Genomic DNA, 12,978 nt, shown 5'->3' with positions numbered 1-12,978 from the left:
GTTCACCCCGGCAGCATCGGCTTTCCAGTGGGAGGCGGATCCGGCACACCCCGCAGCGTCGCGATGGTCCATTCGGTGAACCACGCGCTCGCCGCCGAGAGCGCTCGTGGGGCCGTGTGTGCCCGGACTCGGCTCGTGAACTGGGTTGCCGGGAGCGGCCACGCCTCGAGGTCCCACGCCGCCGCCCAGTACGGGACGACGCCGTGCGGCACGAACGCGATCAGCTCGGAACTCGCGAGCACGGCGGGGATCGCGGAGAAGGCGGGGAGCGAGATTGATCCTGCGATGGGCGGCGGGAAGCCGGACTCAACGAGGGTGTGGCCGATGGACCCTTTCATCACGATGCGGGGGAGCACGGCGACCTCAGCGAGTGTGGGTGTGTGCCCAGGAAATCGACCGCGCCGGGCAATACAACAGTAGAGGTCCTCTCGAATCATCGAGCTCCGGAGGTCTGCCGCGAGCAGCGTGGAGGACACTGCAAGGTCCACTTCACCGACCCTGAGCGCGGCCGGCGCGCGATCCGCGTCGAGGTTCACGACGTCGAGGCGGCTCTGCGGCGCAACCCGCATGAGCTCAGGACCGAGCGTGGGCAGGAACAGGGTCTGACCCACGTCGGTAAGCGCGAGTCGAAACGTCTCGCGAGTGCTTCCGGGCACAAACTCGCTGAGGCTGTGGAGCGCCGCCTCGGCGGCCGCGGGCATGTCACCGACCGTGGCGTACAGCTGCGTCGCGGCGCGGGTGGGGACAAGTCCGCGGCCGGATCGGACGAACAACGGATCCTGAGCTTCGGCCCGGAGCCGGTTGAGTGCCTGGGTGACCGAGGGTTGCGCCATGTGGAGCCGCACGGCGGCCTCGGTTACGGTGGGTGCCTCATACACGGCGACGAATACCCGGAGCAGGTTGAGATCCACGGGGCGATCAGCCCTTCTCCCCATCCATAGTTATGGCCTATGTGTTCGGGCCTCAATCTATATTGGTGCGCCCGTTTGTGGGCCATTAGTTTCGGTACCCACAGCGTGGCATCAGGAAGGTTCCTGCGGGCTGCTCGGACTCCGCCACGCACCCGATCGTTTCGGAGCGTGACAGTGCCGTCAGTACTCGAATCCACCCTCGCCCTCTTGCAGGAGCGGGGAATCACGAAGGTCTTTGGAAATCCCGGATCGAACGAGATCCCGTTCCTTGCCGGGCTCGGAGCCGATGTCGAGTTCGTGCTGGGTTTGCACGAACAGGTTGTCGTGGGACTCGCCGAGGGCTATTCCCGAGCGACGGGAGACGTGGCGCTCGTGAACCTCCACGCGGGATCGGGCAGCGGAAACGCGATGGGTGCGCTCACAAACGCGCACTACGGGCACACGCCGCTTGTCGTGCTGGCAGGCCAGCAAGTGCGCCGCACTGTGGGGCAGGAAGTCATGCTGGGCAATAGCGATGCTGCGCTGCTCCCACGTCCACTCGTGAAGTTCGCGCACGAGCCGCTCGCCGCGAGCGATGTACCGCGCACCCTGTCTCAGGCGCTTTTGGAGGCGGGTACGCACCCCCGCGGGCCGGTGTATGTGTCCGTTCCGCTCGATGACTGGGGGGAGGCTGCGCTCGACAGCGATGCGTTGCTCGGCCGCCGAACGGTCACAAATCATGGGGGGCTGAGCCCCGACACGCTCACGGAGCTGGCTGCGGATCTCGACGCCGTCACTCGGGTGGCGCTCGTACTCGGGCCGCAGCTTGATGCGGCGGCGGTGCGGGATTCCGGCGTGTACGACGCGGTCGTAACCCTAGCCGAGCGCGTGAACGCTGCCGTTTTCGTCGCACCCTCGCCAGATCGCTGTCCGTTCCCGACCACGCACCCAAATTTCGAGGGGGTGTTGGTCCCCGGCATTCGATCCGTCCGAGACCGGCTTACGGGGTTCGACACGGTACTCGCGCTCGGGTCCGCGGTCTTCCGCTATCACCGCTGGGAGCCGAGTTCGTATCTCGCACCGGGAGTGCAGCTGACACAGATCACTGAGGACCCGCGCGAGGCGGCACGGGCCCCGTTCGGGAACGCCCTGATTGCTGACGTCGGAGTCGCAACGGCGCAGCTCGCCGCGGCCGTCACTGACCGCGAAACACGGCGTGGAGCCCCGGGGAGCCGGAGTTTTCCCGAGCCGGAGCACTCCGAGGCCGGCTTCACCGGGACAGAGCTCCTTGCGCTCCTGAACGAGCAGATGAGCGATGCGGTCGTGTACGTGAACGAGACGACAACGTTGGATCTCGAGTATCTCGAACGAGTCGCGATCGAACACCCCGGGCAGTACCACTTCCCCGCGTCGGGAGGCCTCGGATTCGGACTGCCGGTTGCGGTGGGGCTCGGGCTGGGAGACCCGGCGAAAACGATTGTCGCCACTGTCGGTGACGGATCAGCGAACTTCGGAATCAGCGCCCTCTACACGGCCGCAGAACACCAGACCCGCACCGTGTTCATCATCGTCAATAACTCGGGATATGGGGCTCTCGCCGGATTCGCTGCGCGGATGGGGGCTGAAAACGTCCCCGGCCTCACCCTTCGGGAAATCGACTTCGTGTCGATCTCCCAGGGGTACGGGGTGCCGGCGGTGCGGGTTGCCACCGCGGCGGACTTTTCCCAGGCCTACCGTGAGGCGCTCCTCGCAGATGGCCCCGTTCTGATCGATGCGCGCGTTGTCTAACGCCGCGTACGCATTTCCCTCTAGGAAGGAAGCTTCACTGATGAAACTCGCCTCTCGTATTCGAACGTCGATCGTGCGCAGTGTGGCGCTCGGCGGTGCTCTCAGCCTGGGCCTGGTTGCGTGCGCGACCCCCGGCGACCCCGACCCGGGAGGAGCGGCTGGACCCTCGATCGAACTCAACGTGGTCTCCTGGGCCACTCCAAAGAGCCTGAGTGAGGTGATGGGCAACTGGTGGTACGACGAAGTTGAAGCGCGCAGCGACGGCCGAATCACCTTTGCTGTTGCCGCTGCCGACTCACTCTGCAGCTCGTCCGAGATCCCGGAGTGTGTGCGGGACGGCCGCGCAGACATCGGACAGACGATCACGGACTATTCCTCGCAGCTGTTCCCGATGGCGACGATCGCGAGCATCCCGTTCCTGAGCCCCGGCGGCGAGGCGGTATCGAAGGCGATCCGGGACCTGAGCGAGGAACACGCGGGTGCCGCCGAGCTCTGGGAGCGAAACAACCTGAAGCCGCTCTCGCATCTGCCGCCGGGTCGACTTCTGATTGGGAGTAACGAAGCGATCACCACAATCGATGATCTCGAGGGCCTGCGGATGCGCATGGCCGGGCGCTTCGCGCAGTACGCGGTCGAGGCGATCAATGCCAGTAGTGTCGCAATTCCCGCGCCTGAAACCTACGAGGCGATGGAGCGCGGCGTCGCGGATGTTGCGGGATTCCCGCTGGAGGGGACCGCCGCCTATCAGCTGCGCGACGTGCTCCCGCACTGGACCGATCCCGGTGTCGGCATGTATACGACCATCGGAATGTGGATGAACCACGAGGTATATACAGGGCTTGATCCTGAATTGCGCCGAATCATCGACGAGGTGACCGAGGAATTCAATGAGACGAAATCGCACGAGTTCTTCACGGAGGTGTCCGAGACGCAGTGTGATGAACTCCTAGACACCGTGGGCGATCTCGGACAGTGGGCGGACAGTGAAACTGAGCGCTGGGTGAGCGCGATTGACGAGGACCTGGAGGCGCTCTGGGTTGAGGAAGCGGAGAGTGATGGGCTCGAAGACGCGGCGGGGTATCTCGCGAGCTATAAGGAGAAGCTCGCCGAATATGACGATCCCGACGCACCGGATCCGACGCTCGTGTGCGCGGATCGGAACTAGGGCCCGCATCAATGACGCTCCGCGCAGCCGCACGCAAGCTCGCGGGCCCACTGGGTGCGCTCGGCTCGATCGCCACCGTCGCCATGATGGTGGCGACCACGCTTGACGTGCTCTCCCGAAACTTTGTGGGGCGCTCGGTGCCCGGGCTACTCGAACTCACCGAGACGCTCCTTGTCGTGACGGTGTTCCTGGGCCTCTCTTACGCGGGGGCCACGAACGCTCACGTCTCTGTTGATCTTCTGACAAGCCGATTTCCGAAGAGACTTGCCCGCCAAGTGACCGGGGCCATGTGGGTACTCGGCGCCGCGATGACCGTGTGGTTCATTATGGCGACCGCGCAGCGAGCGAGTGCGAGCCTCCGGATGGGGGAGATCTCCACCGGGCTCGTCGACTGGCCGCTCTGGCCGGCTCGCTGGGTGGTGGTGATCGGCTTCGCCGCGTTCCTGCTGATTGCGCTTGTGAACGGCTTTCTTGGGCTGCGCGGTGAGCCGCTCCTGGGGGAGGATGACGACGCGGATCCCCTGGCGGAACCGGCTGCTACCGAGACGGAGCAGCGCGCATGAGCGTCGGATTCGCTGTCCTCCTCGTCGGCGTAGTGATGGCGGTACTGTTGCTCCTGCGCATGCCGGTCTGGCTCGCCCTGGGCATCTCAGGCACGGTCGGTCTCCTGGTGCTGCGTGACGCGAGTTTCGTGACAAGCTCACTGGCGACGGCGGCCTTTGAGCAGGCCTCCGCATTCACGCTGACCATCATCCCGATGTTCATTCTGCTTGGCGTGTTCGCAGTGCGAGCGAAAACCGCCGAACAGGTGTTCACGATCGCGCGACGAGTGTTCCGCAACGTTCCCGGCGGGCTCGGAATTTCCACGGTTGCCGCGTGTGCGGGCTTCGCCGCCGTGTCGGGATCCAGCATCGGGACGGCCGCGACGATGTCGAAGCTCTCGGTCACCGAGATGCGCCGGGCTGGCTACCCGACGAGCCTCGCGGGGGCGCTCGTCGCGGTGTCGGGAACCCTGGGTGCCATGATCCCGCCGAGTCTGTTCTTGGTGCTCTACGCGATCCTCGCTTCGGAGTCGATCGGGAAGATGCTGATCGCGGGGATCGTGCCCGGCGTGCTGTCCGCTGTCGCATACGCCGTCTACGTATTTCTACGGATGCGAAAGCGCCCCCGGGAGCGCGGAGCGGAGCTGGGAGACGCCCTCGACTCTGCGATCGCTGAGGCGCGAGTCGGTGAGGGCACCGCCAAGCGGTTGCCGTGGCGTGGCCTTGTGCGGCTTGCGATCATCTTTGTCATCATCATGGGCGGGATCTACTCGGGGCTGTTCACCCCCACGGAGTCCGCGGCCATCGGCGCGCTCGCAGCCTTCATCATGCTCATCATCGAGTTCCGCACACAGCCAGTCCGAGAGGTGCTGGGTGAGATTGTCGAGGCATTGAAGGAGACCGCGAAGACCACGAGCATGGTCTTTGCCATCATGATCGGGTCAGCAATGCTCTCGCTCTTTTTCGTGGTGGCCAGAGTCCCGCAACTGGTGAGCGGTTCCGTGACATCCTTGGCGCTCCCCTCCTGGCTCATCGTCGCGCTCTTGCTCGCACTGCTCATTCCTCTCGGGATGGCCCTGGAATCGATCTCCATCATGGTGATCACGGTGCCGCTGATCACTCCGGTGGCGACGGAGCTGGGGTTCGACGGCATCTGGCTCGGGATCATGATCGTCAAGCTCATCGAGATTGGCATGGTCACCCCGCCTGTCGGGATCAACTGCTTTGTCGTCGCTGGCACGGCGAAAATCCCCACGATCGAGGTCTTCCGCGGGGTGTGGCCGTTTGTGGTGATCGAGATCGGGCTCCTGGTGCTCTTCTTCGTTGCACCAGACATTGTGCTGTGGCTGCCGACGATGATGCAGTGACGGGCACCGGAATATCTGGGGTGGGGGAGAAGGCGTTGATCGAACCGTCAACGTACGACTCACAGAAGGAGAACGAACATGTCACCCCACGCGCACACCGCGGTGTCCCCTGGAGCGCTCGACCAGCAGCGCTGGGACGGTTTGCTGTACCTCGATGGATGGACCGAGGGCGGTGGGGAGGTGATCGACGTGCACGAGCCCGGCACCGGCGCAGTGATCGCCTCCGCGGGATTGGCCACCGCACAGGAGATGACCTTCGCCGCCACGCGAGCCGCCCGGGTGCAGACAGATTGGGCGGCTGCGGCACCCGCCGTGCGCGCAACCATAGCCCGGGGAGCAGGCGACTTCTTTCTGCGCCACGCGGAAGAGCTCATCGAGTGGGTCCAGCGGGAGACCGGGGCGATTCGCGCAAAGGCGGAACTCGAGGTCTCGATCGCGGCGAACGAGTGCTTCGATGCCGCGGCGCTGCCGCACCACCCGCACGGGGAAGTCCTGACCTCCAATGAGCCGCACTGGTCTTTTGCGCGGCGCCAACCGGCGGGTGTCGTCGGCGTGATCTCCCCGTTCAACTTTCCGCTGATCCTCTCCATCCGCTCGGTCGCGCCCGCCCTTGCGCTGGGCAACAGTGTGATTCTCAAGCCCGACCCGCGCACCCCGGTCTCCGGTGGCTACATGATCATGCGTGCGTTTGAGGAGGCGGGCTTGACGCCGGGAGTGCTGCAACTGCTTCCTGGCCGTGTCGCGGCAGGGAGCGCACTGACCGAGGCCCCCGAGGTGCGTGTGGTGTCGTTCACAGGCTCGACCGCCGCAGGTCGCAAGGTCGGCGAGGCGTGTGGCCGGAACCTCAAGCGAGCACATTTGGAACTGGGTGGGAACAACGCCCTCATCGTGCTTCCCGGCGCCGACCTCGAACTGGCGGCCTCCGCGGGGGCGTTCGGTTCCTTCCTGCATCAGGGACAGATCTGCATGACAACCGGACGGCACCTGGTCCACGAATCAATATATGAGGAGTACGTGCGACGCCTGGCGGCAAAAGCACACTCGCTCCGAGTTGGCGATCCGTGGACCACCACGGCCCAGCTGGGACCCGTGATTGATCGGGTCCAGCGCGACCGAATTGTCGCACTCATCCGCGCGGCGGAAGACGCCGGAGCAGAAGTCGTTGCCGGGGGCGGTGCCGAAGGACTGCTCGTTCAGCCCACCGTGCTCGCGGGCGTGGGGGCCGGAAACCCCGCCTGGACGGAGGAGATCTTCGGGCCTGTGGCACCGGTGCGCGCGTTTTCCACCCTCGACGAGGCTGTCGAACTCGTTCACGAGAGCGCCTACGGTCTTGCCGTCGGGATCCTCGGAGACGTGGGGGCAGCGATGACAGTCGCCGATCGGCTTCGTTCCGGCAAGATCCACATCAACGAACAGACTGTCGCTGACGAATCGAACGCACCGTTTGGGGGAGTGGGGAACTCCGGAACGGGCGCGCGGTTCGGCGGGTACACCGCCAACATTGAGGCCTTCACGGAGACTCAGTGGCTCACAGTACGACCCTCGATCGCGCCCTCCCCGTTCGCGGGAGATGCGCGATGAGGATCGCGGTTGTCGGGGCCGGAACGATGGGCCAGTTGTTCGGTATTCTGCTCATTGACGCGGGGCACGATGTCGTGATGATCGATGCGTCACCCCAGCGACTCCACGCGATCCGACGTGACGGGATGACGCTTTGCTTGGGCGAAACCGTGACGCACGTCGACTCCCGGGCGGAACACGCAGCCGACGTTCACGATCCGGTCGAGCTGGTGCTGTTGTTCACCAAGACGATGCACTCGGAGGCGGCGCTCGCCTCGGTCACGCATCTTGTCGGGGAGCAGACTGTGGGACTTTCCGTGCAGAACGGGTTGGGAAACGAGCGGCCATTGCTCGCGTATTTCGGCCCCGACCGGACGGTCATCGGGGTGACGGACTATCCGGCGGACCGGGGTGCCGACGGAGTGATTACGAGCGCCGGTGCTGGCTCCGTGATCCTGGGCGGCCTCACGCCCGCATCCGCGGGGCGCGCTGAGCGGCTCGCAGGGGTGCTGAGCGCGGCCGGGTTCACCGCAGAGTCAGCTGCGGACATCATGGTGCCGATCTGGGAGAAGGTGATATTCAACGCTGTGATGAACACGGTCAGTGCGACGACCGGACTCACAGTCGGTGCGATGGGAGCGGAAGCTCCCGCTCAGGTGCTGGGAGAAGGAGTTCTCTCCGAGTGCTTTGCCGTGGCAGAGGCACACCGGGTGCGTTTCCACGAGGGGCGCGTGCAAGACAAACTCGCTGTCGCCTTCCGTGAACACGGCGAGCACAAGACCTCGATGCTGCAGGATGTGGAGGCGGGCCGTGCCACCGAAATCGAGGGCATCGGTGGCGCGATCGTGCGCGCCGGCGCCGAGCGTGGGATTCCAACGCCGGTGCTGACTACTCTCAGCAACGTGGTGCGGCTGCGGACCGTCGCTGCGCAGGACGGTCGAGGGTGACAAAGGCCGTGGTGAGGAAGTCCCTGCGGAGTTAAGGCACCGAGGCCGCCGCTTCACGAAGCACCTGGATGAGGGGTCGCCGGTCGATCCGGCGCGTGCACAGCTCGACCGCGCAGCGGGGCGCGTCGGTCACCGGGACGTAGCGCACGCCGGGGTGCGTGAATCGCACCCCGATGGACTCCGCGGTGATGATGATGTTCCCGGACACGGCGACCGCGGTCAGCGCCTCCTCCATGGTGTGCGCCCAGCCGCCATAGGTGACGGGGGTGCCGTCGGGACGAGGATCCACGCTCCAGTAGTCGTTCCACTCGGCGGATGTGGCGCTAGCGCGGAGCACCGGGAGCTCCGCAATATCGGCCAGCCGGAGCGTAGCGCGGTCCGCGAGCGGGGAGCCCGCCGCGAGAGCGACGATCCGCGCCTCGCGGTGCACCACGACCGTGTCGAGTTCGTCCTCGTGATCGAAAGGGCGGCGGGCGAGCACCGCGTCGATGTCGCCCGCCAGCAGGCGGCTGGCCTGCTCACCCCAGCCGAGCTGCACAAACTCCAGCTGGGTGTCGGGCTGGGTCGTCCGGAAGCGCACCAGAAACTCCTCGTCGAGGCTCCGCGGATAGCCGCTGATGAATCCGATCCGGAGCCGCGGAGTCCCGTCGGTGCCGAGCGCGCGGCGAGAAGCGTCGAGTGCTTCGCGCGCGTGCAGCATGAACTGCGCACCGCGGTCGGTGAGCGCCACGGGCTGGGGCCCGCGCACCACGAGCGCATAGCCCACCGTCTCCTCGAGCCGCTTAATCTGCTGGGTCATGGCGGGCGGGGAGACGTGCAGGCGTTCGGCCGCGCGGCGGAACGAACCCTCGGCGAGCAGCACGTCGAGGGAGTGCACGAGGGACAGCGGAAGGAATTCGGCCACGGTGACGACTTTCCAGGAGTGCGTGCGGACGGAGGTTAAGCCGGAGCTTAACAGCGTGACGGGAAACTCAATAGTCACAGCGGGCGGGATCCGAGATATTAGGGACAGCCCCGCGAAGGTGCGGGAGCAGTTCGACGGTTCGAAGGAGACACCGTGCAGGCACTCATGTATTACGGGGCGACAAACGTTCGCCTCGAGGAGGTCCCCGAGCCGCAGCTCCGGCCTGGGACGGTCAAGATCGCCCCCGCCTACACGGGGCTCTGCGGCAGCGACATCCACCTTTTCTTCCACGGGCCAATGCCACCCATGCCGTCTGCGACGATCCCCCACCCGCTCACCGGTGAAACGCTTCCCGTGGTGCTCGGCCATGAGTTCTCCGGAGTTGTCGAGGAGATTGGCGAGGGCGTGACCGGCATCGACGTCGGCGACCCCGTCGTAGTGGAGCCGATGCTGGTTGACGGGACCTGCCCCGCCTGCCGTCGCGGGAGCTACAATGCGTGCCAGCAGCTGGGTGCCCTGGGCGTCTCGGGTGGGGGTGGCGGGCTGAGCGAACACGTCGTGGTGGATCAGCGCTGGGTGCATCCGGTGGGCGATCTTCCGCTGGATCAGGCAGCGCTCATCGAGCCGCTCGCGGTTGCCCTCCACGCCGTGGAGCACTCGCGGGCACGCGCCGGGCAGACCGCGGTCGTTGGCGGGGCGGGTCCTGTAGGGCTCTTTGTCGCCGCGGTCTTGGCCGCTCGCGGGATCACCGTGATCGTGAGTGAGGTGTCCGCGGCGCGGCGCGCGATGGCGGCCCGGGTCGGTGAGTCCTGGACGGTGGTTGACCCAGGAGCCGAGGATCTCGCCGAACTTGTGCGCTCCCGCACCGACGGCATGGGCGCGGATCTGGCGTTCGACGTTGCGGGGGCTCCCGCGGTCGTGCATCAACTCCTGGGCCTGCTCGCGCCGGGCGGTCGCCTGCAGGTGGTGGCCATGCACCCGAATCCGATCGAGCTGAACATCGCTGCTGAGCTCACGATGCAGGATCGCGAGATCGGCAGCGCCTTTGGCTACGCGGATCAGCACCCCGCCGCGATCGCGCTGGCACAGAGCGGAAAGCTCGATCTCGCGGCATTCATCACGAGCCGGATCTCCGTGACCGACATCGTGGCTCAGGGCTTCGAGCGACTTGCGAGTCCGGACCATGCCGAGCTCAAGATCCTCGTGTCGATGAGGTGAGGCGAGTGTGCGCGAACCCGCATCTGTTCGCACGCTGCACCACCCATCCCACAGACTTTCGATCGAGAACAGGACAACATCATGACCCCCACCACCCTTCCCACCAGCTACTGCATCATTGGTGCCGGCCCCGTCGGCATGATGGCTGCCCGCGCATTTCTGAGCCAGGGCCTCGAAGTCGATATCATCGAGCGGCACCGCGCCATCGGCGGCATCTGGGACCTCGAGAACCCCGGCACCCCGATGTACGAGTCGTGCAGCCTCATTACGTCCCGCATCGCGGGCGGATTTGTGGGCTTCCCGATGGCGGACCACCTGCCGATGTACCCGAAATGGTCAGACATGCGCGACTACGTCCGCGACTTCGCGCACGAGCACTACCTCGAAGAGCGCTGCGAGTTCGGCCTCTCCGTGGTGCGCGCCGAGCCGATCGTCACTGACGCTGGGCAGTACTGGGAGGTCGAGCTCTCGAACGGTGAGGTCCGTGCGTACCGCGGCGTGTTCGCCGCGGTCGGCTCCCAGTGGCAGCCGCAGCTCCCCGAGGTCCCGGGGTTGGACACCTTTACCGGGCGTGCGCTGCACTCGGCGGAGTACGCTTCCCCCCGGGAGCTGCGCGGCAAGCGTGTGCTCGTGGTCGGTGCTGGGAACAGCGGCGTGGACATCGCCTCCGATGCGGCGTTCCACGCCGAGGAAGCCACGCTCTCCACGCGCCGCGCGTACCCGGTGCTGCCGAAGCAGATCTTCGGTGCCGCGCTCCCCGACGTGATGGACGGCCGCGCTCAGCTGCCCGCTGCCAAGGCCACCTCGGGAATCGAGCCGGAGCAGCTGCTCGAGCTCATCGTCGCGTCCGTGGGGGATCTGTCCGTGTACGGCCTGCCCTCCGCCGAGGGGATCATGGTCGGGCAGACACACCCGATCGTGAGCAACACGATCCTGCACGCCTTCTCGCACGGCCTGATCCAGCACCGCCCCGACATCGCCCACATTGACGGGGAGACGGTCACCTTTGCCGACGGGCGCACGCTCGGAGTCGACGTCATCGTCTTCGCCACCGGGTACGCCCGCGTCTACGACTTCCTCCCCGAAGGCCTCGTCGAGTACGACCGGGGACACCCCCGGCAGCACCTGGAGACCTTCGTGAAGGGGCTCGACGGGTTCTACAGCGGCGGAACCCTGCACGCGGCCATCGGGCAGGGGTGGACCATGTTTGAGACCTACGCGCTCCTGGCCGCCTACGACGCCCGGGCCACGATGACCGGGGAGCGCGCGGAGACCCTGCGCAGCCTCAAGGAGGACTACGACCCCGATGTGACGAACGGCTTCCCGTTCCTGGACGTCTCGCGCAACGTGAATCAGTCGGACGGCGCCATGATCAGCGTGACGATCCCACGAGAGATCACCGAGCGCTTCGGCCTGCCGCTGCCGCAGGGCTACAACGACACCGAGTTCTACGCGCACGTTCCGCGCAGGAGCCGGGAGCGAGCGCTCGCCGCAGCTACGGGTGTGTGATCCGCGTTCCCTGGACCGGATCCGCCTCGCCCGGACCTGGTGCCGCGCGGCTCGCGGGACGTACGATCTGAGCATGAGGATCCTTGTTGAGATCAACGAGTGGGAACATGCGTGTTGCGGCATGGACTTCCAGGTGGGGGATGCTGCCACCTGGAAGCTCCGGGCGGTGGACCCGGAGCTGAGCGCAGCAACTGAGCTGCCGAGGTTCCAAGAAGAGCATCACGGAGAAACCCCGGAGCCGGTACCCCACTTGCCGGTGACGGGCACGGTTCGCGCGATTTACGCGGTCACGTATCCGCTCGTGCCGATCCCGGGAGAACCGCGCCGCTTCACCTCCGATCCCTCGCGCCCCACACGCAGCCCGATGGAGCGGGTCGAGGCGGGGCCCTCGGCCAGCGATATCGCGGTGTTTCACGTGGAACTCGAAGTGTCGGATGCCGACGAACTTCCTGGCTACGTCGAGGACGCGGAGGCGGCCGTTGCGCGGCGGGCGACCGAGGACGCCGCTCGGGTACAGCTGGATCTCATGCGCGATCCGGTCGGCCGGATCCTCGAGGCGGCCGCGGATCTCGCCGAGGCGCAGTTTGGCGGGTGGTGCACCGTCCAGCGCGCGACGGAGCGTTCGGCGCTCACGGTCGATCCCGAACAGGACCGAGCCACGGCAATCTGGTGGGTGCGGGTTCCGCCCGACAACGGGGCGGCCGACCAGGACCCTGATCTCACCGGACGGATCGGCATGCACGTGGGCTACGGGTCCTGGTGGTTCCCCGCGACGCCCGAAAACGCGGCGCTGCCCGCGGACTTCCTCGAGGCCGCTGCACACGGGCGGGTGTCGGAACACGTGCGGGATCGCGGCGCAGACGGGAAACGACTCGAAACCCGCGTAGAGGCGCGGGATGGTCGCGTGTGGGTTGACAGTGAAGATCTCCCGGGACCCGCTTCGGGCATCGGAGTCGCGCTCCTGGGAGGACGTACGATTGACCGTCTCGGCCACGGCACTGCGCCATACGTACCGTGGCAGCAGGAGCGAGTGGCGGGCTGAGCGCTACGGCTCGCGAGGGCAGATGCAACGCCTTCCCAGGGGTCTA

11 protein-coding genes are annotated in these 12,978 nt (G+C 66.3%); 9 read left to right on the top strand and 2 right to left on the bottom strand.

Annotated features, from left to right (window positions below; all coding sequences use genetic code 11):
- Positions 1–2 precede the first annotated feature (2 nt).
- Positions 3–911: a LysR family transcriptional regulator gene (locus tag FM113_RS12330; RefSeq protein WP_176387209.1), complete on the bottom strand. Its 909-nt coding sequence runs from the start codon at positions 909–911 to the stop codon at positions 3–5.
- 168 nt (positions 912–1,079) lie between these two features.
- On the opposite strand from FM113_RS12330, the gene mdlC reads away from it, so the two are divergent.
- From mdlC to FM113_RS12300, 6 genes are all read left to right on the top strand, one after another.
- A complete protein-coding gene (mdlC, locus tag FM113_RS12325; RefSeq protein WP_254908998.1) occupies positions 1,080–2,678 on the top strand; it encodes a benzoylformate decarboxylase in 1,599 nt (532 codons plus the stop codon).
- A gap of 40 nt (positions 2,679–2,718) precedes the next feature.
- Entirely contained in the window at positions 2,719–3,843 is a 1,125-nt protein-coding gene (gene dctP / locus FM113_RS12320) for a TRAP transporter substrate-binding protein DctP (protein WP_176387208.1), read from the top strand.
- 11 nt (positions 3,844–3,854) lie between these two features.
- Positions 3,855–4,406, top strand: coding sequence for a TRAP transporter small permease (locus FM113_RS12315; RefSeq protein WP_087015114.1), 552 nt, complete (start codon positions 3,855–3,857; stop codon positions 4,404–4,406).
- Positions 4,403–5,752 (top strand): TRAP transporter large permease, encoded by a 1,350-nt coding sequence (locus tag FM113_RS12310; RefSeq protein WP_087015113.1) that lies wholly within the window; start codon positions 4,403–4,405, stop codon positions 5,750–5,752. Before FM113_RS12315 ends, FM113_RS12310 begins: the two co-directional genes overlap by 4 nt.
- A gap of 78 nt (positions 5,753–5,830) precedes the next feature.
- Positions 5,831–7,333 (top strand): aldehyde dehydrogenase family protein, encoded by a 1,503-nt coding sequence (locus FM113_RS12305; RefSeq protein WP_087015112.1) that lies wholly within the window; start codon positions 5,831–5,833, stop codon positions 7,331–7,333.
- Complete coding sequence (locus FM113_RS12300) at positions 7,330–8,259, top strand: ketopantoate reductase family protein (protein ID WP_087015111.1); 930 nt, start codon at positions 7,330–7,332, stop codon at positions 8,257–8,259. The genes FM113_RS12305 and FM113_RS12300 overlap by 4 nt, the downstream gene beginning before the upstream one ends.
- Before the next feature lie 31 nt (positions 8,260–8,290).
- On the opposite strand, the gene FM113_RS12295 is transcribed toward FM113_RS12300, so the two are convergent.
- A complete protein-coding gene (locus FM113_RS12295) occupies positions 8,291–9,163 on the bottom strand; it encodes a LysR family transcriptional regulator (RefSeq protein WP_176387207.1) in 873 nt (290 codons plus the stop codon).
- A 153-nt stretch (positions 9,164–9,316) separates the two neighbouring features.
- Between FM113_RS12295 and FM113_RS12290 the strand changes: the two genes are divergently transcribed.
- From FM113_RS12290 to FM113_RS12280, 3 genes are all read left to right on the top strand, one after another.
- Positions 9,317–10,381: an alcohol dehydrogenase catalytic domain-containing protein gene (locus FM113_RS12290; RefSeq protein ID WP_087015109.1), complete on the top strand. Its 1,065-nt coding sequence runs from the start codon at positions 9,317–9,319 to the stop codon at positions 10,379–10,381.
- An 81-nt stretch (positions 10,382–10,462) separates the two neighbouring features.
- On the top strand, positions 10,463–11,890 hold the full coding sequence (locus tag FM113_RS12285; protein WP_087015108.1) for an NAD(P)/FAD-dependent oxidoreductase: 1,428 nt from the start codon (positions 10,463–10,465) through the stop codon (positions 11,888–11,890).
- 73 nt (positions 11,891–11,963) lie between these two features.
- Positions 11,964–12,932, top strand: coding sequence for a DUF6578 domain-containing protein (locus FM113_RS12280; protein WP_140393360.1), 969 nt, complete (start codon positions 11,964–11,966; stop codon positions 12,930–12,932).
- The last annotated feature ends 46 nt before the right edge of the window (positions 12,933–12,978 follow it).

The organism is Leucobacter sp. 7(1), assembly GCF_900163635.1.
GTDB lineage: Bacteria > Actinomycetota > Actinomycetes > Actinomycetales > Microbacteriaceae > Leucobacter.
This window is presented reverse-complemented; position numbering and strand designations above follow the sequence as displayed.

Bases quoted from the DNA above. Each gene is read 5' to 3' on its own strand.
- FM113_RS12315 (WP_087015114.1), top strand. From the start codon at position 3,855: ATGACGCTCCGCGCAGCCGCACGCAAGCTCGCGGGCCCACTGGGTGCG.
- FM113_RS12310 (WP_087015113.1), top strand. From the start codon at position 4,403: ATGAGCGTCGGATTCGCTGTCCTCCTCGTCGGCGTAGTGATGGCGGTA.
- dctP (WP_176387208.1), top strand. From the start codon at position 2,719: ATGAAACTCGCCTCTCGTATTCGAACGTCGATCGTGCGCAGTGTGGCG.
- FM113_RS12305 (WP_087015112.1), top strand. From the start codon at position 5,831: ATGTCACCCCACGCGCACACCGCGGTGTCCCCTGGAGCGCTCGACCAG.
- FM113_RS12280 (WP_140393360.1), top strand. From the start codon at position 11,964: ATGAGGATCCTTGTTGAGATCAACGAGTGGGAACATGCGTGTTGCGGC.
- FM113_RS12300 (WP_087015111.1), top strand. From the start codon at position 7,330: ATGAGGATCGCGGTTGTCGGGGCCGGAACGATGGGCCAGTTGTTCGGT.
- FM113_RS12285 (WP_087015108.1), top strand. From the start codon at position 10,463: ATGACCCCCACCACCCTTCCCACCAGCTACTGCATCATTGGTGCCGGC.